This window comes from Phenylobacterium sp., assembly GCF_030697925.1.
Lineage (GTDB): Bacteria > Pseudomonadota > Alphaproteobacteria > Caulobacterales > Caulobacteraceae > Phenylobacterium.
In genome coordinates this window covers 20551-43969 of record NZ_JAUYOJ010000168.1, presented here as the reverse complement: position 1 = coordinate 43969, position 23419 = coordinate 20551, and the positions used below count along the sequence as shown (strand labels likewise).

Sequence of the window (23419 nt, the reverse complement as noted above, 5' to 3'; positions counted from 1 at the left end):
GTCACTACCGCTCAAAGAGCACGATCGGTCACTTTCTGTCAAGCGGGGAGGCTTGGCTTTGCGCAAGGGCGACGCCACCAAGGCGCGGATTCTCGATGAGACCGCGCGACAGGCCGCAGTGAAGGGCTTTGGGGCGGTCAGTCTCAATGACGTGGCCGAGGCCGTGGGCCTCTCCAAGAGCGGCCTCTTCAAGCACTTCGAGTCGAAGGAGGTGATGGAGCTGGCGACCCTCGATCAGGGCTTCGACCGCTTCGTCGAATTCGTCTGGACGCCCACCCAGGCCCTGCCTCCCGGCCGCCCGCGCCTCGAGAAGATCTTCGACCGTTGGCTCGACTGGAGCGAGGTGGAGAACGCCGCCGGCGGCTGCCTGATCGTCGCCGCCAGCGTCGAGCTGGACGACCAGCCTGGTCCGCTGCGCGACCTCCTGATTCGCCGGACCAAGCAGTGGCGCAAGGCGCTGGCCCGCGAGGTGAAGGCGCTGCGCGATCCCCAACTCTCCGACGAGGAGGCCGCCGTCGTGATCTTCCAGATGAAGAGCTACGTCCTCGGCCACGCCGATGGAAAGCGGCTGATGGGGGATTCCACCGCCCGCAAGGCGGCCCGCGCCGCCTTCGCCGCGCTGCTGGACCGGGCAGCTGCCGGCTAGGAACCGAACCGGCGCCCGCGCGTAGTCCAGAGCGAGGCCCCCGCCTCGCGTAGAAGGATCACGCCATGCACAAGGATACGGTCAAGGGCGCCGCCAAGGTCGCCAAGGGCTCGATCAAGCAGGCGGCCGGCAGGGCCACCGGCAATAGACGCCTGGAAGCCGAAGGAATCGCCGACAAGATGGCCGGCAAGCTCCAGAAGGGCGTCGGCGACCTGAAGGACGCCGCCCGCGACGCGCTGAAGCACTAAGCGCGGAGACAAGCTCGACACCGAGGGCCGCGCCCGGCCGGGCGCGGCCCTTGTCATGTCCGGCCGGGCGCCGCTTCATCGCCACGTGGTGGCGGGGCATGGCATGAAGATCTTGGCGGGCGCGGCGATGGCGATGACCCTGGCGACAGGCGCGATGGCGACGGAGGACCTCGCCCTCGCCTCCTTCGCCGAGCAGCAGCAGGCCATGGCCTCGGGCGCCGCCAGTTCGGAGAGCCTGACCCGGACCTATCTCGAGCGCATCGAAGCGATGAACCGCAAGGGCCCGAGGCTCAACGCCGTCATCGCCCTGAACGGCCACGCCCTGGCCGACGCCCGCAAGCTCGACGCCGAACGCAAGGCTGGAAAGGTCCGCGGTCCCCTGCACGGCGTGCCGATCCTGCTGAAGGACAATATCGAGTCCTGGGACGGCACGGCCACCACCGCCGGCTCCCTGGCCCTGAAGGACAACGTGCCCGAGCGCGACGCGCCTCTGGTCAAGCGGCTGACCGACGCCGGGGCGGTGATCCTGGGCAAGACCAACCTGTCGGAATGGGCCAACTACCGCTCTTCCCGTTCGATCAGCGGCTGGAGCGCGGTGGGCGGCCTGGTGCGCAATCCCCACGCCCTGGACCGAGGGGCGTGCGGCTCGTCATCCGGCTCCGGCGCGGCGGTGGCGGCTGGGCTGGCGGCCGGCGCGGTCGGAACCGAAACCGATGGTTCGATCACCTGCCCGGCCACCATGAACGGCGTAGTGGGCCTGAAGCCCACGGTCGGCCTGGTCTCGCGCACCTACATCGTCCCGATCTCGGCCAGCCAGGACACCGCCGGGCCCATGACCCGCAATGTCGCCGACGCCGCGGCCATGCTGACGGCCCTGGCCGGAACCGACCCTGCCGACCCGGCGACCCGAGAGGCCGACGCCCGCCGGACTGACTATCTGAAGGCCCTCGACGCCGGGGCGCTGACGGGCGCGCGGATCGGGGTCCTGCGCAACATGGCCGGCCGTCATCCGGGGATCGACGCGGCCTACGACAAGGCCCTGGCCGCGCTGAAGGCCGGCGGCGCCGTGCTGGTCGAGGTCCCCGCCCCCAGCACCACAGCCATCGCCGCGGCCGAAGAGCTGGTATTGCGGTCCGAGTTCAAGGCCGGCGTGAACGCCTATCTGGCCAGCACCTCGCCCGCCAAGGTGAAGACCCGCACCCTGGCCGACCTCATCGCCTTCAACGAGGCCCATGCCGATCGCGAGATGCCTCTGTTCGGTCAGGAGACCTTCAAGACCGCCCAGGCCGCGCCGGGGCTGGACGACCCGAGCTATCTCAAGGCCCGCGACGACGCCCGGCGGCTGGCGGGCCCAGAGGGGATCGACAAGTGGCTGAAGGACGCCAATGTCGAGGTGCTGGTGGCGGTCTCCGGCGGCCCCGCGCCCCGGGTCGATCCGGTCAACGGCAGCCGGTGGCTGGGCTCGTTCTCCAGCCCGCCGGCCGTGGCGGGCTATCCGCACCTAACCGTGCCCATGGGCGAGGTCTCGGGCCTGCCAATCGGGCTGTCCTTCATCGGAACCGCCTGGGCCGACGCGCGGCTGCTGTCGCTGGGCTACGCCTTCGAGCAGGCGACCCATGCCCGCCGGACGCCGACCTTCGCAACGTCCGTCGACCTGCGCCCCGAGATCGCCGGCGCCTATGACGTGAAGCCCTGAGCCGGGGACCTCAGTCCAGCGAGGCGAGGTCGTCCGGCCCACCGATGGTCACGTCCAGATCGGTGACCAGGCCGTTGGCCAGCGAATAGACCCAGCCGTGGACGCAGATGTCCTGGCCGCGGGCCCAGGCGTCCTGCACGAAGACGTCCGAGGCCACGTTCCGCACCTGGCGGATCACGTTGAGTTCGCAGAGCCGATCCAGGCGCGCCTGCTCTTCCGGGATCGCGTCAAGTTCGTGGCGATGCTGGTGATGCACCTCGCGGATCGGGTGCAGCCAGTGGTCCACCAGGCCGCGCCTCTGGCCGTCGACCGCCGCAGCCACGCCGCCGCAGCCATAGTGGCCCACCACCATGATGTGCTTCACCCGCAGCACGTCGACGGCGAATTGCAGCACCGACAGGTAGTTGGCGTCCTGCGGCGGGGCGAGGTTGGCGACGTTGCGGTGCACGAACAGCTCGCCGGGGTCGAGGTCGACAATCTCGTTGGCCGGCACGCGGCTGTCGGAACAGCCGATCCATAGGTATTCAGGCGCCTGCTGATCGGCCAGCCGTTTGAAGAACCCGGCGTCGGCCGAGAGCATCCGCTCAGCCCAGGCCCGGTTGTTCGCCTTCAGATGTTCCAGCATGGCGCCGCCCATAGCCCCGACCGACCGGGGCCACAAGCCGCCGCGTCAAGTTGGTGCGCGCCGGCTCAATGCCGCGCCATGATCGCCTCGAGGGTCTGGGCCTTGGCCGTGCTGTCCTCGCTCAGCCGGCGCGCGATTTCCCGCACGCCCGGAGGATAGGCTTCGCCGCCCTGGGCGATCTCGTCGGCGATGTGCTGCATCTGGCGCAGGTTGGCTTCCAGCATGTCGATGTGCTCGCGGGCCAGGCGCCTGGCCTCGGCCTGGAGCTGATGGACCCGCTGGCAGAGGCTGGGCGCGGCGGCCGGACCCGGCGCCACCACATGGAGGGATGCTGACATCGCTGCTGTTCCTTGTCGGCGCCGTGGGTCTCACGGCCATTCCGCCAAGCTGGTCCCCCTCCGCTGAACGCGTCCTGAGGCGCCGGTTAGCCGGCGTTCAGGTTCGGCCTTCCCCTCGCCGACACATCCGCGCAACAATCCGGACCGAGGTTCCATCGCGAGGTGAGGAGAACCCCCCATGTGCGACGACGACATCCACCAGGGCCTGATCGACGATCCGTCCGTTTCCCGCCGCGCGTTCGGCCTGATGACCGTGGCGGTCGCCGGGATCGCCGGTTCCGCCCGCGCCGCCGTCCCGGTCGTTGGGAAGGACGTTGAGATCAAGACCGCCGACGGTCTCGCCGACGCCGCGCTCTACTATCCGGAGGGCAAGGGATCCTGGCCGGCCGTGCTGATCTGGCCCGACGTGGTCAGCCTGCGCCCGGTGTTCCGCGAAATGGGCCGGCGACTCGCCGCCGAGGGTTATGTCGTGCTGGTTCCCAACCTCTATTACCGCGTCAAGCGCGCGCCGGTCGTCGAGGGCGGTTTCAACTTCGCCAATCCCGAGGACCGCGCCAAGCTGACTCCCATGCGCGCCAGCGTGACTCCCGAGGGCACGAACCGCGACGCCACGGCCTATCTCGCCTTCCTCGACGCCCAGCCCCAGACCAACAAGAAGAAGAAGGTTGGAACCCAGGGCTATTGCATGGGCGGCGCCCTGGCGTTCCGCACGGCCGGCGCCGTGCCCGCCCGCGTCGGCGCGGTGGCGAGCTTCCACGGCAGCGCCCTCCATACCGCAGAGCCCACCAGCCCGCATCTCACCCTGGCCAGGAGCCATGCCCAGTACCTGGTGGCAGTGGCCGACAACGACGACAAGCAGGACCCGACCGCCAAGGACAGGATCAAGGCCGCCCTCGACGCCGCCAAGCGGCCGAACAAGGTCGAGGTCTATGAAGGCGCCGCCCACGGTTGGACCGTCAAGGGCGGCCAGGTCTATAACGAGCCCGCCGCCGAAAAGGCCTGGGCCGAACTCCTGGCCCTCTACAAGCGCGCGCTGAGCTAGGGCTCGCTCCGGCTCCCTTCTCTCCGCTAGGTCGGCGAAGCCGGATTGGAACCACGAACCTCACGAACGGGGCCTAACTCGACGGCCGTTGAAGCTGCGCGTTCGTGTCGTTCGTGAGGTTCGTGATTCAGCCTATCCGGACGTTCGCGGCCTACGCCGCCGTTAGCCGGCTAGGGCCGCTCCCGCGAAGGGAGAAGGAAGCGGCGCGCCAGCCTTCGCCTCAGGCCTGTTGGTTCATCGCCCAGGTGACGCCGAACGGGTCACGGACCTCGCCATAGACGTCGCCCCAGAACATCTTCTCGGGTTTCATTTTCGCCTCGGCGCCGGCATCGACCGCACGCTTGAACCAGGTCTCGATGTCGGTCACCGGCAGCATGAGGGTGTAGCCCTGGGGCGGCAGGGCCGGGGCGCCATGCTCCGGATAGCCGTCGCTCAGCATCAGCGAACCGCCGTTGATATAGAGGTGGACGTGCATGGTCCGACCGTTCTCGTCGGGCGGATACTGGGCGGCGATGGTCGCGCCGAAGGCCTTCTCGTAGAACGCGGCCGCCTTAACAGCGCCATCAAGGCTCAGATAGGGTACGACTCCGCCTTTCACCTCGACGGCGGCGGGGGCCTTGGGGTCGATGACGTCCGACATGGGGATCTCCTTTCGGGGCTTGTCCGTATCTCAGGACGAACGCGCCCACGCCCAGCCGACAGGCGCGCGAAGATTATTTTCGAACCGTCCGTACCGCAACAAACGCCCCGGCCAAGCGTTGCAATAACGACAGGCCGAAACCGTGATCGCCGCGAGAAGCCGATGCTCGAAATCACCACCCTGTCCGAACTGACCATCGATGGAAAACTGTCCCTGGGCCCGGGCGCGTCCAGCAAGGATCTCTTCGCCTTCTATGGAGACGATCTGCGGGCCTGGTTCCACGCTCAGCGAGCCCGGCATGACGCCATCATGGTCGGCGCCGGCACGGTCCGCAGCGACGATCCCGAGCTCACGGTCCGCTATGCGGAGGGCCGCAACCCGCTGCGCGTGGTCCCGGCTTCGATGGGCCGCCTGCCGCTGGACTGCCGGCTGTTGAACGACGGGCGGCCCACCCTGGTGCCGGTGTCGAACCAGGCCACGGACGAGGCCGTCGAGGCGCTCCGCGCCAAGCCGAACGTCGAGGTGGTCCGCTGCGGCGAGGACCGGGTCGACCTTGCCGCCCTGATGGCTCTGCTCCACGCCCGCGGCGTCCGCACCCTGATGGCCGAGGGCGGCTCTCGCCTGCTGCACAGCCTGTTCGAGGCGCAGATGGTCTCCCAGATCGTCATCAAGCACATCCCGGTGATCTCGGGCGCCGCCGACGCCCCCACCTTCCTGCGCGCCGAAGCCGGCGCCTCGCCGCTGGCGCTCTCGCGCTGGCGGCTCACCGACTGGTTCGTGAAGAGCGGAGTCGGGGTCTCCATCTATCGTCCGCTGCAGGCCGCGGCATGATCGGCGCGCCGCAAATCGAGGAGATCGGCGGACACCTCGCGGTCCGCGCGGGCGCCGATCCGCCCCCGGCCTGGGACCTGCGCATCGATGCGGGCGAACCGGGATGGGACGCCGATCCCGCTCGATTGCGCCACGCCAAGCACCAGGCCCTGATGCGGGCCTACCAGGCGCGCTACATGCTGCTGCCCGACGACGCTGGCGGCGGCTCGATCCTGCGGCGGCTGCGCCGTCACTACGATCCCGTCGAGATGGCCCGGCTGGAGGTCCTGCGCGCCGGGCTGGAGGCCGAACTGATCGCGCCGATGGTCGAGGCGGCCAGGCAGGCGGCGGCCGGACGCGAGCTCGCCGCCTATGCCGCGGCCCTGCTGCCCGAACTGCGCGCGCGGCCGGAGGACGCCTTCACCGCCTGGCTGCGGACCAATCCGCAGCGTGAGCCCCACTACCGGAACTTCCTGATCCAGTCCTCGGCCGACCTGCTGGCCGAAGCCTCGGCGTCGGCCCTGGGCGTGGTGGGCGAGTTCGGCGCCCCGCAGTCGGCCCTGTTCCGCATCCTGATCGACGAGTTCGGCTATGGCGCCCATGGCCGCAAGCACAGCGTACTCTACCGGGCCGTCATGCGGGATTTCGGCCTGTCGGACACCTACAACGCCTATTGGCCGTTCTTCGACACCGCCGCCCTGGAGCTGCACAACACCATCCATCACCTGTTCCAGAATCCACGGAATTTCTTCCTGCAGGTCGGGTTCCTGCTGTTCGCCGAGACCACCTACCAGCGCTCCACCCGCGACCACGCCCGCTACCTGCGGGAATTCCACCCCGATGTGGACGCTCGCTACTTCGCCGAACACGCCCATATCGACCTGCACCACACCCGCATGGTGATCGACGAGGTGGCCCTGCCCCTGGTCGCGACCTATGGCGAGGAGGTGGGCGGCGAGATCGTCGCCGGGGCCGAGTTGACCCGCGCAGCCTTCGCCCGGGCCGGGGCCCACATGCTGGCGGTGAGCCAGGCGTTTGAAGCCGCGGTCGCCGCGGGCCTGGCGATCTACGCGCCGCCCGATCTCGCCCCGCTTGGCCAGGCGATCACGCCCACCTCTGGCCTCGAGAACCCCGCCGCACGGATTCAGGTGGGCGGCCTTGGCCTGGTCCTGGGCGTCGCGGCCTTCGCGGCCTTTCCCGCCGGTGCGCTCGGGCGGATCGCGGGAGCGGAGACATGACGGCCGCGAGCTGGATCGGCGCCGACCTGCCGCCCATCTATCGCGACGGGCAGGAGTACTTCCTGTTGGGATACGCCGACCGCCTCTACCTGGTGCTCAACCGCTGCCCACATCGCGGCGGGCCGCTGAAGTTCGGCCTCGTCAACGGCGACGACGAGATCGTCTGCCCGCTACATCACGGCGTGTTCAAGATCGCCCAGCTCCTCGCCCAGCCCTCGACCATCCGCTTGGACGAACAGCCGGGAGTCGCCCCGTGACCGCCCCCCTCTGGCGCCGGATGCTGGCCGAGGGCGGGGCCCTAAAGCTGGCTAATCTGGTGACCCTGTCGCGCGGGCTGCTGGTCCTGCCGATCTTCGCCATGCTGGCGGCGGGCCAAGGCCTGGCCGCCCTCCTCCTCTACGGCCTGGCGGCGGCGACCGACCTGGTCGATGGCTGGCTGGCGCGGCGCAGCGGCCGGGCCTCGGCCTTCGGCGCCCAGCTCGACGCCGCCGTCGACAACGTCTTCTCCCTGGCTATCCTGGGCTTCCTGCTGCTGGCCTATCCGGGGATCGCCGAGCGCCATCCGCTGGCCCTGGCGGTGCTGTTCGGTGGGCCGCTCCTCTATCTCGCCGCCTCCTGGCTGCTGCGGCGCCGATTCCTGATGTTCCATTTCTGGTCGGCAAAGGCGGGCGCTGTGCTGCTGTTCTGCCTCTGGCCGCTGATGGCCTTGAGCGGATCCGAAGCCTGGCTCCCCGCCGCCGCGATCCTGGTGGCGTTCAGCCGCCTGGAGCAGATCCTCTACATCCTGCGCGGCGGCCAGGACCTCGACGCCACCCACGGCCTTTCCCCGCTGCCTTCCAGATGAAGGAATAGGCGATGACCCGTCCGCCCGTGATTTCCTGGGGTGCGCGCGACCCGCGGCTGCGCGGCCCGGTGGTGGCCGGTCTCGACGCCGGCGGCGCACGCAACGCCATCGGCGTGCACGCCGCGACCTTCAGCGTCTACCAGGCGCTGGCCGTGGCCACCGGCGCCCTGTCACCCCGCCATCGGCCGAACCTGGAGGGCACGGCGCCCAGCATCGAGATCGGTCCGTTCGACCAATGGTCCGATCCCGGCAAGATCGTCACCCTGGACCCCTGGGGCCATCGGGTCGCCGACGTCTTCGCCTCGGAGCTCGAGGCCGGTCTCGACATCCGCCCCAGCATCGCGGCGACGGCGGGAAGCCTGCGGATGGCGGAGATCGACGACGCCGTCGACCTGGGCCGCCTGCGCCCGGATGGGCGGGTCCTGACCCGGGCCGGCGACATGGCCGTGACCAAGATCGCCATCGAGCCCGTCTGGTGGCTGCCGGGCGTCGCCGCCCGCTTCGGCCTCGCCGAGAACGCCCTGCGCCAGGCCCTGTTCCGCTGCACGGACGGCATGTATCCGGCGCTCGTGACCGACCCGGAGCGGGAGGTCTTCCTGCCGCCCATCGGCGGGACCAGCGTCTACCTGTTCGGTGACCCCGCCCTGCTGCGCGCCAGCGATCGCCAGATCTGCTGCCGCGTCCATGACGAGTGCGGCGGCTCCGACGTCTTCGGTTCGGACCTGTGCACCTGCCGGCCCTATCTGGCGCTTGGGGTGGAGGAAGCCGTCCGCATGGCCCAGGCCGGCGGGCTGGGAGTGGTGGTCTACAATCGCAAGGAAGGCCGGGCCCTGGGCGAGGTCGTGAAGCTGCTGGTCTACAACGCCCGCGCCCGCGCCGCCGGCGGCGACCGCGCCGCGGCCTATTTCGACCGCACCATCGAGGTGGCCGGGGTCTGCGACATGCGGTTCCAGGCGCTGTCGGTCGACGTGCTCCATTGGCTGGGCCTGACGCGCATCGACCGCTGGGTTTCCATGAGCAACCTGAAGGCTGACGCCTTGACCCAGGCCGGCATCGAGATCGTCCGCCAGGTGGCCCTGCCCGACGACCGAGTGCCGGCCCGCGCCGGTGTCGAGATCACCGCCAAGCGCGCCTCGGGCTACTATTCGGGGGCCTGAACGATCTCTCGCATCTGGCCCATGAAGCTTCGCCAGTTCTCGTCCCCGACGAAGCTGCTCGCCTGGACGACCGCCTGGTCGTCGATGAAGATGTAGAATGGGGCGGCGCCCCGCGGATTGAGCCTCTGGCGGGTGGCCGCGTCGAGGACCACTGCGTGGTCCAGCAGGGGCGATTTCCCGAGGACCTGCGAGATGTCGTGCGCCGCATCCGCGCCGATGATCCACAGCGCCACACCGGAACTGCGGATCGCCGGCAATATCTCGAGCAGCTCGGCCGCCTTCTCCCGACATTTCGGACAGCCGGCGGACAGGAAGACCAGCACGACCGCCTGGCCCACGAGGTCCTTCGACGTGATGCGGGCGCCGTCGGCCCGGCGGGACCCTTCAAAGGCCGGGGCTACCCGTCCGAGGGGAAGGCTGGAGGGCGGCGCGGAAAGCTCGGCCGCCATCCTGACCTTGGCCGCGAGGCGCAAAATTAGAAAGAGATTGAGGGCCGTCGAAAACGTCAGGACCACCAGGACGACGAGTGTCAGGGAACCGTCCACCTCTCCCTCGACGCTCAGCGCAACAACAGGACGATGTCGTCGAGATTCGTGGAGATGAGGACCACGATCACCGCGACGCCGAACAAAAGAAGGTAGTCGGCCCAGCCCAACCCGCCGGCCACCGGGCCGCCCAGGAAATAGGCTCCGCTCGCCGCGATCAGGGTGGCGTTGCGGACTAGGTCATGGGCCGAGATCACGTGGCTGCGACCGCCGAAGCAGTTGCAGTTCACCGCCCTTCGCTGGACCAGGGCCACAATGATGACGGCGGTGAAGACCCCGAACAGCGCGAGCGCGGCGACCATGCCGAGCCGCGCCCACTCGCTCCCGGCTAGTAGCAGCAGAGCGATCAACGCCTCGACACCGATGACTCCGAGGGCGGCGGCTGGCGTCCAGGCCCGTGGGATGGGGAACAGCTCGCCGATCGTCTCCCGGAAGCCTTCCAGCGCCGTCGCCTTGCCCGCGACCGACGCCGTCAGCACCAGCATGATGTAGAGTCGGCACGCCTCGGAGATGTAGGTCGCTGTCGGCGTCATTCGATTTCGCCGGCCTCCCATCTGGACCCCGGCGTCCCGGGGCTTCGACGCCGGCGCCTCGATCCGGTCCGCGTGGCGATGAGCGCGTCGAACCAATCGTCCTCCGCGGCCTGCCGCGCCCCGCCGCCGACCGATCCTCGCAGCTCGCGCGCGATCTCCCAGGCCAGGTCCTCGATCGCCGGATCGCCGCGCAACGGCAGGCCCAGGGCGACCAAGTCGCCTCGGGTCAGGGCGAAGCCGTGCGAGTGGTGGCCGAACAGCAGCTGGTCGACGATCTTCGACGCTTGCGCCTCCGATCCTGGCGGCATGTGCAGCGACAGCAGCTCCGCCCCGATGAGCTGGATCTCGAGGATCGAGCGGTAGAAGGAGGTCAGGGTGGTCGGGAAGATGTTGTCGCACAGCACCGACAGGGCCTTCTGCCTGGCCTCGTCCTCCTCCAGGCCGAACCAGTCCTTGCTCATCTGGCTGAACAGCCGCACGTCCTGGGCGGAAATACCCAGCGGACCACCTTCGTCGGACGCGGTGGGAGAGGTCTGCAACAGCGGGTCGATCGGCGAGAACACGGCCACTGGCCCGGCGATGATCTCATGGGCCGCCAGGACGGTGATCGTCCCGGACGACTCGCAATGATGCGGTACGATGAAGCTCAGGTGATCAGTGAAGTCGTGGAGCAGCAGGGCGATGCGCCGCGCGGCATGCACCACGCCGCCGCGGCAGGAGAAGACCACGTCCAGACGCTCGCTCCGCCCTATCTCGCGCAGCGTGTCGTACAGCGGCGGCAAAAGCTCGATCTCGAGATTGGTTGCTGCGATCACCAGCACGGTGCTGCCCCGCCGCCGTTCGATCTCCTCGATGCCGCCGCCGATCGTCACAGGCCGGCCGCGCCCCGGACTAGGCGGGCCGCCAGGGCGCCGGTCATGTCCAGCTCCGGCACGAGCTGCTCGACGAACAGGAACTGGCCGACGGGATTGTTCTCGAGGAACACATACTCCCCGTCCGGCGTGACGATGAGATCGAGGGCGCCATAGGTCAGGCCGTAGCTACGCACGAAGTCGAGGCAGCGGCGCGCGATCTCCGGGGGCAGATCCTCGGCCTCGTAGAGAATCTCGGCCGAGAAATCGCGATAGTCGGTGGCGGTCCGCGGATCGTCCTGGGAATGGATCTTGGCGGCGAACACCTGGTCGCCGATCACCGTCACCCGCAGCTCGTAGCGCTTGGCGATGTACTGCTGGAAAAAGCACGGCAGCTCCGCGACGGCGTCGAGCATTTCCTCGTGGTCCTCCGTGATGCGGGTCGTGGGCAAGCTAATCCCGATGCGATGTTCCGGCTCCACCTGTTCCGCAGCCAGGGTGGGGGACGACAGCGACTTGAAGACGATGTCGTCGCCGACCGAGCGTCTGAAAGCCTCCACGTCGCCCCTTCGATTGGTGACGATGGACGACGGGACGGAGAACCCCATGCGCGCCGCGCGAAGGAGTTGCTCGCCTTTCCAGATCGATCCCCGGACGGCGATAGGATGGCTCATCCAGAAGCAATCGAGGCCGTAGAGCAGGCCGAACAGGATCTCCTCCATCTCGGCCTCGGCGTAGGCCTTCTCCTGCGGTGTCAAGCCGGCCGAGAGAAAGCTGAAGTCCGCCTTCTTGCGCATCCAGACCGCGCCGATGGCGGATATGGGCAGGATATCGCCTGTCGGGATGTGGGCGAGCCCGCCCTCCCACTTGCCGCGCGCGAATTCCAGGGTCGTCGCGAAATGCTCAGGGAACTCGTCGAGATTGAGCCGGAACGGATGTCCGCCGCCCGCCGCGACCTTCTCCGCCACCAGATCGGCGTGGAGATCGGCGCGGTTGGTGACGATCAGGACTCGCTTGGCCATGACGCTCGGGTTCGGGGGCGCGGGATGCGGGGCTTGCGAACAAAAGGGCCGCCGGACGATCCGACGGCCCCATGTCGAGATTGACGGCCTAGCACCAGTATCCGCGGTCCGGACCGACATAGTAGCCGGGCGGGCTCGTGGGCCAGGTCCAGGCCTCGCGGTAGTCGCCGTCGCCCGTCTCGTCCGTACAGCCGGCGATGGAGAGGCCGTCGCGCGCTCTCCACTTGCCGTCCTTGGGGCGGGCGTCGTTCCGCTTCTTCTCCGCCAGCCTGAAGGCGAAGATCCTCTTGTCACTTTGCATAGCAAGCATCCTTGGTAAGGCCGTCCGGGCCTTGGCTCAGGCGCCGCGGCGGCCGTTCATGTCTTGGGCGGCGCTCCTAGCACCAGTCCCCGGCGTCGTGTCCGCCGCCGGCGTAGTTGAACCATTCCCGGTAGTCGCCGTCGCCCGTGGGATCGGTGCAGCCGGCCACGGACAGGCCGTCGCGGGCCTTCCATTTGCTGTCGCTCGCGCTCGCGTCCTCGCGTTTCTTCTCGGTCAATTTGAAGGCGAAGACGGTCTTTTCGCTTTCCATATCGAGAGATCCTCTGTGACAGGTTGATCTTGGCACGGCGGCGCCATGTCGTGGCGTTTTCAGGAACGCCGCAACCGAGGGTTACGCAACCAGGTGGCGATATCAACGGCGATCTAATCAACTCTCACGTGATCAACCAAGACGCGTTGACGGCCAATCCTCGCCGGCGCGATGGTTCCGCGTGATCGGCGATAGTTCGTCTCCAGCGCCTGGCGCGCCCCGCCCGTGAGGCCGATGTCCCACCCGATGGTCCGTCGGCTGCTGTCGCTGCTCTGGCCGCGCGGCGAGCCGTGGCTGAAGGCGCGCGTGTTGGCCGCGGTGGCCCTGGTCGCCGCCGCCAAGCTGATCGCAATCGGCGCGCCGCTGATCTACAAGCAGGCCATCGACGCCCTGTCGAGTCCCGCCCTGGCGGTCGTGCCGCTGGCCCTCATCCTCGCCTATGGCGTGGCCCAGGTCGGCGCCCAGGTGGCGGGCGCGCTGCGCCAGCTCGTCTTCGCCAGGGTCGCCCAGCGCGCCATCCGGCTGACCGCGCTCGAGGTCTTCAAGCACCTGCACGCCCTGTCGCTGCGCTTCCACCTGGACCGCCAAACCGGCGGCCTGTCGCGGGTGATCGAGCGCGGCGTGATCGGGGTCGAATACCTGCTGGAACTGGCGCTGTTCAATGTCCTGCCGACCCTGCTGGAGCTCACCCTGGTCTCGGCCATCCTGTGGCGGTTCTACAGCGCTGGCTTCGCCCTGGCGGCGCTCGTCACCATCCTCTGCTACCTGGCCTTCACCTTCGGCGTCACCCAGTGGCAGGTCACCTTCCGGCGCGAGATGAACGCCCGCGACGTCGCCGCCAGCGTCAAGGCGACCGACAGCCTGCTCAACTACGAGACGGTGAAGTATTTCGGCGCCGAGGCCCACGAGACCGCGCGCTACGATGAAGCCAAGCGGACCTACGAAAAGGCCGCGATCCGCAGCATGTCGATGCAGGCCGCGCTCAGCATCGGCCAGGTGGCGATCATCGCGGGTGGGTCGATCACGGTAATGATCATGGCCGGCCGCGGGGTCGCCGCGGGAACCATGACCCTGGGCGACTTCATCCTGGTCAACGCCTACCTGCTGCAGCTCTACGTCCCGCTCGGTATGCTGGGCACGGTCTATGGCAGCGTGAAACAGGCCCTGACCGATGTCGAGGCCATGACCCGGCTGCTGGCCGAGCCGGCGGAGGTCGCCGACCGCCCGGGCGCCCCGGCCCTGGCCGCGCCCCGGGGGCGTATCGTCTTCGACCGGGTGTCCTTCGCCTACGATCCGCGCCGGCCGATCCTCACCGACCTCAGCTTCGAGGCGCCAGCCGGCAAGACCGTGGCCGTGGTCGGCCCCAGTGGGGGCGGCAAGTCCACCCTGGCCCGCCTGCTGTTTCGCTTCTACGACGTCGACGCCGGCGCCATCACCATCGACGGCCAGGACCTGCGCGACGTGACCCAGCACAGCCTGCGCCAGGCGATCGGGGTGGTGCCGCAAGACACAGTGCTGTTCAACGACACCATCGGCTACAATATCGCCTATGGCCGGGCCGGGGCGAGCCGCGAGGAGATCGAGCAGGCCGCTCGCCTAGCCCGCATCCACGACTTCATCCTGCGCCTGCCAGACGGCTACCAGACCCTGGTCGGCGAGCGCGGGCTGAAGCTCTCCGGCGGCGAGAAACAGCGCGTCGCCATCGCGCGGGTGATCCTCAAACAACCCTCGGTGCTGATCTTCGACGAGGCCACCAGCGCGCTCGACAGCCATACCGAGCAGGAGATCCAGGCCAGCCTGCGCGAGGTCTCGGCCCGGCGCTCCACCCTGGTCATAGCCCACCGGCTGTCGACCATCGTCGAGGCCGACGAGATCCTGGTCCTCGACGAGGGCCGTATCGTCGAGCACGGCCGCCACGCGGAGCTGCTGGCCAAGGACGGCCTCTACGCATCCATGTGGCTGCGCCAGCGACGGGCCGCGGAGCGGGACGCCGCCCTTGCCGTCGGCGGCGGGTGACTCCAGATCAAGGCGCGAACCGCGGGAAGGTTAAGTATATCCTGCCGCGAATTTACGCATTCACCAGAATTCGTCCCCATGCTGGTAGCAAGGTGACGGTATCCTGAGCTAGGCTGCATCCATGACGAAAACACCCTTCGGCGCAAAACTGGAGTTGGTGCTGAAGGTGTTCTCCATGAGCCGCTCTCAGCTCGCCGCCGATCTGGCGGTCGACAAGTCGGTGATCGGCCGCTGGGTCAGCGGCTCGGCCGCGCCCGCGACTCACAACATGGCCCATCTGACGCGCTACATCGCCAGCAAGCGGCCCGGCTTCACGATGTTGGACTGGGAGCGGACCCTGCCCGACTTCGCCGACCTGTTCGGCGCCCAGCCGCCGGTTCCGGACGGCGCGGGCGACAGCATCATCCTGCCGATGATGGGTCAGATCCGAAGCGCCACCGAGACCTGCGCGGCCGACCTCGAATGCTTCTTCCGGACCACCCGCCCGGCTGAGGCCGCGCCGGGGCGCTTCCTGCACGACCAGGGTATGCTGCGGCTTGGCGACAACGGCCTGCTCGAGTTCCGGATGGGCATCCGCGAGACCGTCTATGCGGGCTGGCTCTTCCCCATTCGGGGCAAACTATTCTGCATCGCCACCGACGCCGTCAGCGGCGGGCTGGTGTTCGCGATCTTCAGCACGCCTCCGGCGGGCCGGGTCCAGCGCCTGGATGGGCTGAGCCTCGGCATGGGCGCGGGCTCCCTGCCTGGCATCACCGCAGCCACGCTCCTGCTCGACCGGATCGGCGAGCTGTCGGGCGACGCCGCGGCCGACGAGCGGCGTTATCAGCAACTGCTGATGCAGGATCCCCTCGCGCCCGAGGGCAGCATCCCGGAGGATGTCCTGGCTCACCTCCTGCGCGACTTTGGCCCGTCGCAGCTGGCGCTGGGCGGGGAGCTGCTGCTGCACCTTCCCTTCCATCGCTCCGTGGCGCGCAGTCTGCCCCCGGTGGTCCCGCTCCGGGCGGATGAGGGCCAGGTGGTTCGCCCCCAATTCGGACGCCCGAACATCAAGTCCTGAGATAGGCTCGAGTTCGCCTCCCTCCCGCCGCCGCCGCGTCCACATTCCGCCTTACGCCCCGCGCCAAGCTGCGCCTTGAGGGGCGAAGGCAGGAGCTTGGATGACCATGTCCGGTTCGAAGACGGTCCGTAGCGTATCCTTCATCGCGTTGGCGGCCCTGACCGCCGCCGGGGCGCCGCCGGCGCCCGGCATCGCCCAGAGCGCCTATCGCGACGGCTCACCAACCCCGGCGACCTGCGAGGCCCTGGGCTTCACCACGGTCTCGGAGCACGACGATTATCAACGCTCCGCACGGATCGGCATACCGCCGCCGCCGCCACAAATCCAGCCCCACCGGCGGGCCGCCGACGCTGCGGCTGGGGTCCACAAGCGAATTGAGGAGCCGGCCGTAACCGGTCAGCGCATACGTCCCGCCACGCCGTCGATGTATGCGCCGCCGCCGGCGATCATGCATCAGCGGGCGGAGACCGAGCGCTATCCCAACGCCCAGGCCAACCCGATCCGGCGGGTGGCGGACGAGCCGGTCTCCACCTTCTCGGTCGATGTCGACACCGCCGCCTACGCCAATGTCCGCCGGTTCCTGAATGACGGGCGCCGGCCGCCCGCCGACGCGGTGAGGGTCGAGGAGCTGGTGAACTATTTCGACTACGGCTACGCGGCGCCGCGCGAGCGAACCACGCCCTTCCGGCCCTTCGTGGCGGTGACCCCCTCGCCGTGGTCGTCGCAGCGCCAGATCGTGCACATCGGGCTGCAGGGGTATGAAGCGCCCCGCGCCACCCAGCCGCCGCTCAACCTGGTCTTCCTGATCGACACCTCCGGCTCCATGAGCTCCGAGGACCGGCTGCCCCTGGCCCGCAAGAGCCTCGGACTGCTGATCGACCAGCTGCGGCCCCAGGACCGGGTGGCCATGGTGGCCTATGCCGGCTCGGCCGGCGCGGTGCTGGCCCCCACCGACGGCCGCCAGAAGCTGAAGATGCGCTGCGCCTTGGAGGCGCTGCATTCCGGCGGCTCGACCGCCGGCGGGGCGGGCCTGGCTCTGGCCTACGATCTGGCCCGCCAGAACATCGATCCCAAGGCGGTCAACCGGGTTATCCTGGTCACCGACGGGGACTTCAATGTCGGCGTGGCCGACCCCGCCAAGCTGAAGGACTTCGTCGCCGAGCAACGCAAGACCGGGGTCTATCTCTCGGTCTACGGGTACGGTCGCGGCAACTACAACGATGCGATGATGCAGACCCTGGCCCAGAACGGCAACGGGACGGCGGCCTATGTCGACACCCTCAACGAGGCCCGCAGGCTGTTCCGCGACGACTTCACCGCCTCGCTCTTCCCCATCGCCGACGACGTGAAGATCCAGGTGGAGTTCAACCCGGCCCGTGTCAGCGAGTACCGGCTGATCGGCTACGAGACCCGGATGCTGGCCCGCGAGGACTTCAACAACGACCGAGTGGACGCCGGCGAGGTCGGGGCCGGCGCCTCGGTCACCGCCCTCTACGAGATCACCCCGACCGGCGCGGCGCCCTCCAGCGACCCCCTGCGCTATGGCCGCCGGCCCGCGCCAGCCGCCACGCCCGTCGGGGAGCTCGCCTTCCTCAAGGTGCGCTACAAGCTGCCGGGCGAGCGGGTCTCGCACCTGATCGAACGGCCCATCGGCGCCGCCGACGTCTACGCCGATGTGGCCGCCGCGCCCGAGCCGGCCCGCTGGGCCCTGGCTGTGGCCGGCTTCGGCCAGAAGCTGCGGGGCGATCCGCGGATCGACGACCGCTTCGGCTGGCCCCAGGTGGCCGCCCTGGCCCAGGGCGCGCGCGGCGAGGACCCCTTCGGCCTGCGCGCCGAGTTCGTCCAGCTGGTCCGCAACGCCGACGGCGCCCGGTCCCTGAACGAGTAGCGCTTCGCCCGACGATCCCGGACGCGAGTCCGGGATGACGAAGGGGTGATCAGAAGCTTGGCAACCTATCGCCGCGCTCTCCAGTTGTGAGTCGAACCCCAGGAGCATCTCCGATGAAAGTCAGCGACATCATGTCCCGCGACGTCCAGATCGCGCGGCCGCAGGATTCCATCCAGTCCGTGGCCAAGCGAATGCGGGAGATCGACGCCGGCTCCATGCCCATCTGCGATGGCGAGCGAGTACATGGGATGGTCACGGACCGCGATATCGCCATCCGCGCCGTGGCCGAGGGCCGCAGCTTCGAGAGCCCGGTCTCCGACATCATGACCGCCGAGGTCGAGTGCGTGTTCGACGACGACGACGCGAGGGAAGCCGCGGGCCGCATGGCCAGCGCCCAGATCCGCCGACTGCCCGTCCTGAACCGCGAGACCAACCGCCTGGTGGGCATTCTGGCGCTTGGCGACATCGCCGGCCGGGTGAAGGATTCGACGGCGGGTCACACCCTCGAAGAAATCAGCGAACAGACTCGTCCGATCTGATATTTTAGCTACCAGGGACGGCGCGGTCGAACCATTCGCCCCCGCCGTTCGTTGCATTGAAGAAGACAGTGCAGAAAGAGGGCGCGGGTGTTTGACGTCACCGATTCCCACACCGAGAACCTGATCCGCTTGAACCCGGCCGACGCGCCCTATTTCGGCGCCCCTGGCCGCGTCGGGTTCCACCTGATCGACACGACCATGATGTACGCTCCCCGCTCGGGCGGGGTGAAGCGCTATCTCCACCAGAAACGGGCCTGGCTCGCCAAGCGGCGGCCGGACATCGGCCACACCCTGGTGGTGCCCGGCGCCACGACGGGGCTTGAGGCCCACGGCATCGTGACCGTGGCCGCCGCCCGCCTGCCGTTCGGCGACGGCTACCGGATGCCGGCCTCCACGGCCAAGTGGGAGACGGTGATCCGGATGCTGGAGCCGGACATCATCGAGGCCGGCGACATCTTCGTGCCCGGACACGCGGCCCTGGAGGCTGGCGAGGCGCTCAGCGTTCCCGTGGTCGGCTTCTGCCACACCGACGCCGCGGCGCTGGCCGCCATCCATTTCGGCGACTGGGCCGAGGCCCCGGCCATGAAGCGCTGGGCGGCGACCTATCAGCGCTTCGACCGGGTGGTGGCCCCCAGCCGCCACATCGCCGCGCGCCTGGCCGAGGCCGGGGTCGAGAAGGTCAGTGTCCAGCTCCTGGGCGTCGACACCGAGCTGTTCCATCCCGCCCGCGCCGATCGTGCCAAGCTGCTGAAGCGCCTGGGCCTGAAGCCCGACGCCCGGCTGCTGGTCTTCGCCGGCCGTCCGGCGCGCGAAAAGAACATCGAGAGCCTGATCTGCGCCGTGGAGCGGCTGGGCGAGCCCTATCACCTGCTGCTGATCGGCGCCGGCAAGGACACCCACTATTCGCCGCGGGTGATCCCCCTGGACTATGAGCGCGATCCGGCCGCCCTGGCCGGGGTCATCGCCAGTTGCGACGCCCTGGTCCACGCCAACGAGAACGAGCCCTTCGGCCTGGTGGTGCTGGAGGCCCTGGCCGCCGGCCTGCCGGTGGTGGGCCCCTCGCGCGGCGGGGTCGCCGAGCTGATCGACGAGACCGTCGGCCAGCAGGCGCACAGCGTCGATCCGGCCGGCATGGCCGAGGCGATCGAGGCCCTGTTCGAACGCGACCTGGGCCCGGTGAAGGCTGCCGCCCGCCGCCGCGCCGAGCAGCGCCATAGCTGGGACAACACCTTCGAAGGCCTGACCCGGATCTATGGCGAGCTGGTCGTCGGCCGATCATCCGACGCCCCGGTGGCGCTGAGGGCCTAGAAGCAGGGTCTCGGCTTGAGGCGGCCCGAGGCGCCGACGTCCCCGCCGCATAGGATCAGGCGATAGGCCGAGGCCGTCTCCATTTCCCTGTCATGCGCTGCCGAAGGCCAGCTGAAGAGGAAGGCCCACTGCGGCGTGTTGCGATGGGCGACGGTCGTATAGGTGACGCCGGGACCCTCAAACTCTCGCTGGGCCATGCCGCCGTCGACCTTGAAGCCGAGCAGATCTCCAGGGTCCCAGAAGGCGACCACGTCCAGCTCAAGGATTGGTGAGACCGCCGCCTTTTCCCGCGGCGCCTTACCAAGCTTGAAGTCGAGGAAGCTGCGTCCCTCCGAAGCCCCGGGCGGCGGGGGCGACGTGGTCGAAATGAGCTCCACCCGGCCAATGCCAAGCAGCGGGACCTGGTTGGCGGCCATGAAGAAGGTGCGCGTGCGATCGGCGAGCTTCTGCAGCGAAATGTCGGACTTCACGGAGCGGGCGCCGACTGCCCCGGCGGTCGGCGTCGTGTAGGGGGCCAAGGCGTCAAGCAACATACGGCTGCCCAGGCTATGCGAGATGAAGCTGAACTCGACGTCGATCGGGACTTCGAAACCATCGCCCAGCACCTCCAGGCAATGCGAGCCACCCAGGGGATCGGGCGGCGGCGGTTCGGACGCGCCGCGGGCCTTCATGGCGTGCTTCATCATCACGCAGACAGCGCCGCGCACGCCTTCACGCACCAGGTTACCGCCTGGCCCCAGATAGGCGACAGCATCGCTGAAGCCGTGATCCATCACATACCGCTTCAGCAGCCCGTTCCCGATCCCCTGACGCGGTAGGATGGGCTCCTGTAGGTCTCCCGTCAGATACGGCGCCTGCAGCGCCCAGAGGTCCGCCTCCCAGAAATAGGTGTAGACGTAGACTTCCTCACGGACGGAACCCTTCGACCTCGAGAAGACGTCCACCCGGTACTTTCCAAAGGTGCGGTAGGCGCAGGGCGGGTCGTGGCGCGCGTCCGGCGTGGGCGAGCATTTGAATCCCTCTCCGCGCAGCCTGTAGGCGCCTTCGCCTAGCGGCGCCGGCGTCCAGGCGCCTTGGTTATCCCGGGCATAACCCGCACGGACCAGATGCTCCCAAAGCGGTTTGTTGTAGTCCGCGGAGGTCGGTCCCATCCCATGGATATTGAAGATGAATCGGCGGCGCGCGGGCTCATCCTGGGTCTCGTTGACCCCGCGCAAGACGCCACCGAACGCCTGGACCTGGTGTGGCGCCGGCTCCAGGCGCGCGCCGCCGGACATCGCCGTGCACCCGGCCAACAAGATCGCCGCGCCGAAAATGGTCGCCCAGATCACTGCGTTCCGCATCCCAGCCCCCATCCGGCAGGACACCACCATGACAGGCGTTGTTCCGCAGTACAATGTCAGGTTGCTTTAACCTAACGCCCGGTCGGCATGTCCTTGAACGGTATATCCTTGTCCACCCGGATATCGCCGGGCAGGCCCAGAACACGTTCGGCGATGATGTTGCGCAGGATTTCGTCCGTGCCGCCGGCGATCCGCAAGCCCGGCGCGAACATCACCGAGGACTGGAAGCCGCCATGCAGCGGGGCCAGGTCCGAGTCATTGATGATCCCGTACTGGTCCAGCATCTCCACCGCGGAATTACCCAGCTCCTGCATCTGCACCGCGGAGATGATCTTGCCGATCGAGCTCTCCGGCCCCGGCGTCTGACCGCGCGACAGGGCGGTCATGGTCCGGTTGCGGGTGTGCTTCAGCCCCTCGGCCTGGACGTACCAGTCGGCCAGTTTCTCGCGCAGCGCGCTGTCCTTCAGCGCCGATTGGCCGTCGAGACCGGGCGTGTCGCGCGCCGTCTCCAGGAACTGCGACCAGCCGGCCCCGGTGGCTCCGCCGACCGCCAGCCGCTCGTTCATCAGGGTGACCAGGCTGACCTTCCAGCCCTCGCCGACGCCGCCCAGCCGCTGGCTGTCCTTGACCCGCACGTCGGTGAAGAACACCTCGTTGAACCCGGAGCCGCCCGACATCTGGTGGATCGGCTTCACCTCGATGCCCGGATCTTTCATGTCGATCCAGAACATGGTCAGGCCCTTGTGCTTGGGGGCGTCCGGATCGGTCCTGACGATGACGATGCCGTAGTCGGAGAACTGGGCGCCCGTCGTCCACACCTTTTGGCCCGAGATGAGCCAGTCGCCGGAACCGTCGTCGGCCTTCACCGCCTTGGTCCGCGCCGCGGCCACGTCAGAGCCGCCGGAGGGTTCGGAGAACAGCTGGCACCAGATCTCCTCGCCGCGGATGGCGGGCCCGGCGAAGCGGTCCTTCGTCCCCTGGTCGGCGAAGTTCATCACGGTGGGCACGCACATGCCCAGGCCGATCTGGAACGGGTTGGGCGGGATCGGGTATTTGGCCTCTTCCTGGCCGAAGATCACGTTCTGCAGCGGATTGCCGCCCTGGCCGCCCCATTCCTTGGGCCAGGTGATGCAGGCGTAGCCGGCGGCGGCCTTCTTGGCCTGCCAGGCCTTGGAGGCGGCCATCGAGTCCCCTCCGCCCTCGGGGTCGGCGCTGATATGCTGCTTGGGGGCGTTGGCCTCCAGCCAGGTGCGGACCTGGACGCGGTAGGCGGCTTCTTCGGGGGTGTCGTTGAAGTCCATGATCCGATGTCCCTTAGGCCGCCGCGTTGCGACGTTCGAGGTGGCTGACGAGGCGTTCCTTCCAGACCCGCGGCGCGCCGGCCACGAGGCTGAGCTGGCGCGAGCGGCGGTAGTAGAGGTGGCAGTCCATCTCCCAGGTGAAGCCGATGCCGCCGTGGGTCTGGATGTTCTCCTTCGAACCGAACCAGAAGGCCTCCGAGGCCGCGATCCGGGCGGCGCTGGCGGCAACCGGCAGTTCCGGCGCGTTGGTGTTGAGCGCCCAGGCCCCGTAATAGGCGTTGGAGCGGGCGAGCTCGTTCTTGACGTACATGTCGGCGAGCTTGTGCTTGATGGCTTGGTAGGAGGCGATCACCCGACCAAAGGCGTAGCGCTCCAGGGCATATTCCTTGGCCATCTCCAGGCAGCGATCGGCGCCGCCCAGCTGCTCGAACGACAGCAGCACCGCGGCGCGGTCGAAGACCTGCTCGATCAACTCCATGCCCTCGCCGGCGTTTCCGATCCGGCGGACGGGCGCGTCCTTGAAGGTCAGCTTGGCGGCGTCGCGTGTGGGGTCGAGGGTCTTCAGGCTCTCGCGGGTCACCGAGCTGTCGGTGAGGTCGACCAGGAACAGGCCAGGCTTGCCGTTCTCCTTGGCCAGCACCAGCGCGACCGTGGCGACGCCGCCGTCGGTGACCGGGATCTTCACGCCGCTCAGCTTGCCGTCGACGACGGTGGCCTGGAGGTTTCCAGCCGTGACCACGCCCGGGCCTTCGCTGGTGGCGATGGCGCCGATGACCTCGCCGGCGGCGATCTTCGGCAGCAGGTAGGCCTTCTGCTCGTCATTGCCGGCCAGCATGATCGCCTCGGCCAGGAAATAGACCGTGGACGCGAAGGGGATTGGCGCGACCGCACGGCCCAGCTCCTCGGCGATCACGCAGAGTTCCAGGTGTCCCAGGCCCAGGCCGCCATGTTCCTCGGGGATGGCGGCGCCCAGCCAGCCTTGCTCGGCCACCGATTTCCATAGGGCCTCGTCATAGGTCCGCCCGTCGTCGTCGAGGGTTTGGCGCACCCGGTCGGTTCCGCAATTGGCGGCCAGAAACTTGCGCGCCTCGCCCTGCAGGAACTTCTGGTCGTCGGAGAAATCGAAATTCATTTCCGCCCATCCCCGCCCTTCACGGGCG

Annotated in this window: 26 protein-coding genes; 14 read left to right on the top strand and 12 right to left on the bottom strand. The window is 68.6% G+C overall.

The features are described from left to right. The first annotated feature begins 58 nt into the window (after positions 1-58). From Q8Q88_RS15970 to Q8Q88_RS15960, 3 genes are all read left to right on the top strand, one after another. Positions 59-646 carry a TetR/AcrR family transcriptional regulator gene (locus tag Q8Q88_RS15970; protein ID WP_305676176.1) on the top strand — a complete coding sequence of 196 codons (588 nt, stop codon included), beginning with the start codon at positions 59-61 and terminating at the stop codon, positions 644-646. 65 nt (positions 647-711) lie between these two features. Next, a complete protein-coding gene (locus Q8Q88_RS15965) occupies positions 712-894 on the top strand; it encodes a CsbD family protein (RefSeq protein ID WP_305676175.1) in 183 nt (60 codons plus the stop codon). A gap of 103 nt (positions 895-997) precedes the next feature. Beyond that, positions 998-2590 carry an amidase gene (locus tag Q8Q88_RS15960; protein WP_305676174.1) on the top strand — a complete coding sequence of 531 codons (1593 nt, stop codon included), beginning with the start codon at positions 998-1000 and terminating at the stop codon, positions 2588-2590. Positions 2591-2600: 10 nt separating this feature from the next. On the opposite strand, the gene Q8Q88_RS15955 is transcribed toward Q8Q88_RS15960, so the two are convergent. Both Q8Q88_RS15955 and Q8Q88_RS15950 read right to left on the bottom strand, forming a co-directional pair. After that, a complete protein-coding gene (locus tag Q8Q88_RS15955) occupies positions 2601-3215 on the bottom strand; it encodes a carbonic anhydrase (protein ID WP_305676173.1) in 615 nt (204 codons plus the stop codon). Positions 3216-3280: 65 nt separating this feature from the next. Then, complete coding sequence (locus tag Q8Q88_RS15950) at positions 3281-3553, bottom strand: hypothetical protein (protein WP_305676172.1); 273 nt, start codon at positions 3551-3553, stop codon at positions 3281-3283. A gap of 178 nt (positions 3554-3731) precedes the next feature. On the opposite strand from Q8Q88_RS15950, the gene Q8Q88_RS15945 reads away from it, so the two are divergent. Then, entirely contained in the window at positions 3732-4595 is an 864-nt protein-coding gene (locus tag Q8Q88_RS15945) for a dienelactone hydrolase family protein (protein WP_305676171.1), read from the top strand. A gap of 220 nt (positions 4596-4815) precedes the next feature. On the opposite strand, the gene Q8Q88_RS15940 is transcribed toward Q8Q88_RS15945, so the two are convergent. Further along, a complete protein-coding gene (locus tag Q8Q88_RS15940) occupies positions 4816-5235 on the bottom strand; it encodes a glyoxalase/bleomycin resistance/extradiol dioxygenase family protein (RefSeq protein WP_305676170.1) in 420 nt (139 codons plus the stop codon). Between the two features lie 162 nt (positions 5236-5397). Between Q8Q88_RS15940 and Q8Q88_RS15935 the strand changes: the two genes are divergently transcribed. From Q8Q88_RS15935 to Q8Q88_RS15915, 5 genes are read left to right on the top strand one after another with little or no spacing between them, the layout of a single operon-like run. Beyond that, positions 5398-6066, top strand: a complete 669-nt coding sequence (locus Q8Q88_RS15935; RefSeq protein WP_305676169.1) for a dihydrofolate reductase family protein — start codon at positions 5398-5400, stop codon at positions 6064-6066. Continuing rightward, the gene (locus Q8Q88_RS15930; protein ID WP_305676168.1) at positions 6063-7283 is read left to right on the top strand and encodes an iron-containing redox enzyme family protein; all 1221 of its coding nucleotides are present in this window, start codon (positions 6063-6065) and stop codon (positions 7281-7283) included. Before Q8Q88_RS15935 ends, Q8Q88_RS15930 begins: the two co-directional genes overlap by 4 nt. Next, positions 7280-7540, top strand: coding sequence for a Rieske 2Fe-2S domain-containing protein (locus tag Q8Q88_RS15925; RefSeq protein ID WP_305676167.1), 261 nt, complete (start codon positions 7280-7282; stop codon positions 7538-7540). Before Q8Q88_RS15930 ends, Q8Q88_RS15925 begins: the two co-directional genes overlap by 4 nt. Next, a complete protein-coding gene (locus Q8Q88_RS15920) occupies positions 7537-8127 on the top strand; it encodes a CDP-alcohol phosphatidyltransferase family protein (protein ID WP_305676166.1) in 591 nt (196 codons plus the stop codon). The genes Q8Q88_RS15925 and Q8Q88_RS15920 overlap by 4 nt, the downstream gene beginning before the upstream one ends. Before the next feature lie 11 nt (positions 8128-8138). Continuing rightward, positions 8139-9284, top strand: a complete 1146-nt coding sequence (locus Q8Q88_RS15915; RefSeq protein ID WP_305676165.1) for a GTP cyclohydrolase II — start codon at positions 8139-8141, stop codon at positions 9282-9284. Here Q8Q88_RS15915 and Q8Q88_RS15910 read toward each other — a convergent pair. The 6 genes from Q8Q88_RS15910 to Q8Q88_RS15885 all read right to left on the bottom strand — a co-directional run bounded on the left by Q8Q88_RS15910 (position 9269) and on the right by Q8Q88_RS15885 (position 12807). Continuing rightward, positions 9269-9733 carry a peroxiredoxin gene (locus Q8Q88_RS15910; RefSeq protein WP_305676164.1) on the bottom strand — a complete coding sequence of 155 codons (465 nt, stop codon included), beginning with the start codon at positions 9731-9733 and terminating at the stop codon, positions 9269-9271. The genes Q8Q88_RS15915 and Q8Q88_RS15910 overlap by 16 nt on opposite strands. Positions 9734-9843: 110 nt before the next feature. Next, entirely contained in the window at positions 9844-10362 is a 519-nt protein-coding gene (locus tag Q8Q88_RS15905; RefSeq protein ID WP_305676163.1) for a MauE/DoxX family redox-associated membrane protein, read from the bottom strand. Continuing rightward, complete coding sequence (locus tag Q8Q88_RS15900; RefSeq protein WP_305676162.1) at positions 10359-11234, bottom strand: hypothetical protein; 876 nt, start codon at positions 11232-11234, stop codon at positions 10359-10361. Before Q8Q88_RS15900 ends, Q8Q88_RS15905 begins: the two co-directional genes overlap by 4 nt. Next, on the bottom strand, positions 11231-12235 hold the full coding sequence (locus tag Q8Q88_RS15895; protein WP_305676161.1) for a RimK family alpha-L-glutamate ligase: 1005 nt from the start codon (positions 12233-12235) through the stop codon (positions 11231-11233). Before Q8Q88_RS15895 ends, Q8Q88_RS15900 begins: the two co-directional genes overlap by 4 nt. Positions 12236-12323: 88 nt before the next feature. After that, positions 12324-12536 carry a hypothetical protein gene (locus Q8Q88_RS15890; RefSeq protein ID WP_305676160.1) on the bottom strand — a complete coding sequence of 71 codons (213 nt, stop codon included), beginning with the start codon at positions 12534-12536 and terminating at the stop codon, positions 12324-12326. 76 nt (positions 12537-12612) lie between these two features. Then, positions 12613-12807: a hypothetical protein gene (locus Q8Q88_RS15885; RefSeq protein ID WP_305676159.1), complete on the bottom strand. Its 195-nt coding sequence runs from the start codon at positions 12805-12807 to the stop codon at positions 12613-12615. A gap of 234 nt (positions 12808-13041) precedes the next feature. Here Q8Q88_RS15885 and Q8Q88_RS15880 point away from each other — a divergent pair, with 234 nt between their 5' ends. The 5 genes from Q8Q88_RS15880 to Q8Q88_RS15860 all read left to right on the top strand — a co-directional run bounded on the left by Q8Q88_RS15880 (position 13042) and on the right by Q8Q88_RS15860 (position 19615). Continuing rightward, positions 13042-14823, top strand: coding sequence for an ABC transporter ATP-binding protein/permease (locus Q8Q88_RS15880; protein WP_305676158.1), 1782 nt, complete (start codon positions 13042-13044; stop codon positions 14821-14823). 121 nt (positions 14824-14944) lie between these two features. Then, the gene (locus tag Q8Q88_RS15875) at positions 14945-15880 is read left to right on the top strand and encodes a hypothetical protein (protein ID WP_305676157.1); all 936 of its coding nucleotides are present in this window, start codon (positions 14945-14947) and stop codon (positions 15878-15880) included. 100 nt (positions 15881-15980) lie between these two features. Further along, positions 15981-17768, top strand: a complete 1788-nt coding sequence (locus Q8Q88_RS15870) for a VWA domain-containing protein (protein ID WP_305676156.1) — start codon at positions 15981-15983, stop codon at positions 17766-17768. Between the two features lie 113 nt (positions 17769-17881). After that, positions 17882-18307 carry a CBS domain-containing protein gene (locus tag Q8Q88_RS15865; protein ID WP_305676155.1) on the top strand — a complete coding sequence of 142 codons (426 nt, stop codon included), beginning with the start codon at positions 17882-17884 and terminating at the stop codon, positions 18305-18307. An 87-nt stretch (positions 18308-18394) separates the two neighbouring features. Continuing rightward, the gene (locus Q8Q88_RS15860) at positions 18395-19615 is read left to right on the top strand and encodes a glycosyltransferase (RefSeq protein WP_371129871.1); all 1221 of its coding nucleotides are present in this window, start codon (positions 18395-18397) and stop codon (positions 19613-19615) included. On the opposite strand, the gene Q8Q88_RS15855 is transcribed toward Q8Q88_RS15860, so the two are convergent. The 3 genes from Q8Q88_RS15855 to Q8Q88_RS15845 form a co-directional block, all read right to left on the bottom strand. Further along, positions 19612-20958 (bottom strand): hypothetical protein, encoded by a 1347-nt coding sequence (locus Q8Q88_RS15855; protein WP_305676154.1) that lies wholly within the window; start codon positions 20956-20958, stop codon positions 19612-19614. The genes Q8Q88_RS15860 and Q8Q88_RS15855 overlap by 4 nt on opposite strands. A 71-nt stretch (positions 20959-21029) precedes the next feature. Further along, entirely contained in the window at positions 21030-22259 is a 1230-nt protein-coding gene (locus Q8Q88_RS15850) for an acyl-CoA dehydrogenase family protein (protein WP_305676153.1), read from the bottom strand. Positions 22260-22272: 13 nt separating this feature from the next. Next, a complete protein-coding gene (locus tag Q8Q88_RS15845) occupies positions 22273-23391 on the bottom strand; it encodes an acyl-CoA dehydrogenase family protein (RefSeq protein ID WP_305676152.1) in 1119 nt (372 codons plus the stop codon). Between the last annotated feature and the right edge of the window lie 28 nt (positions 23392-23419).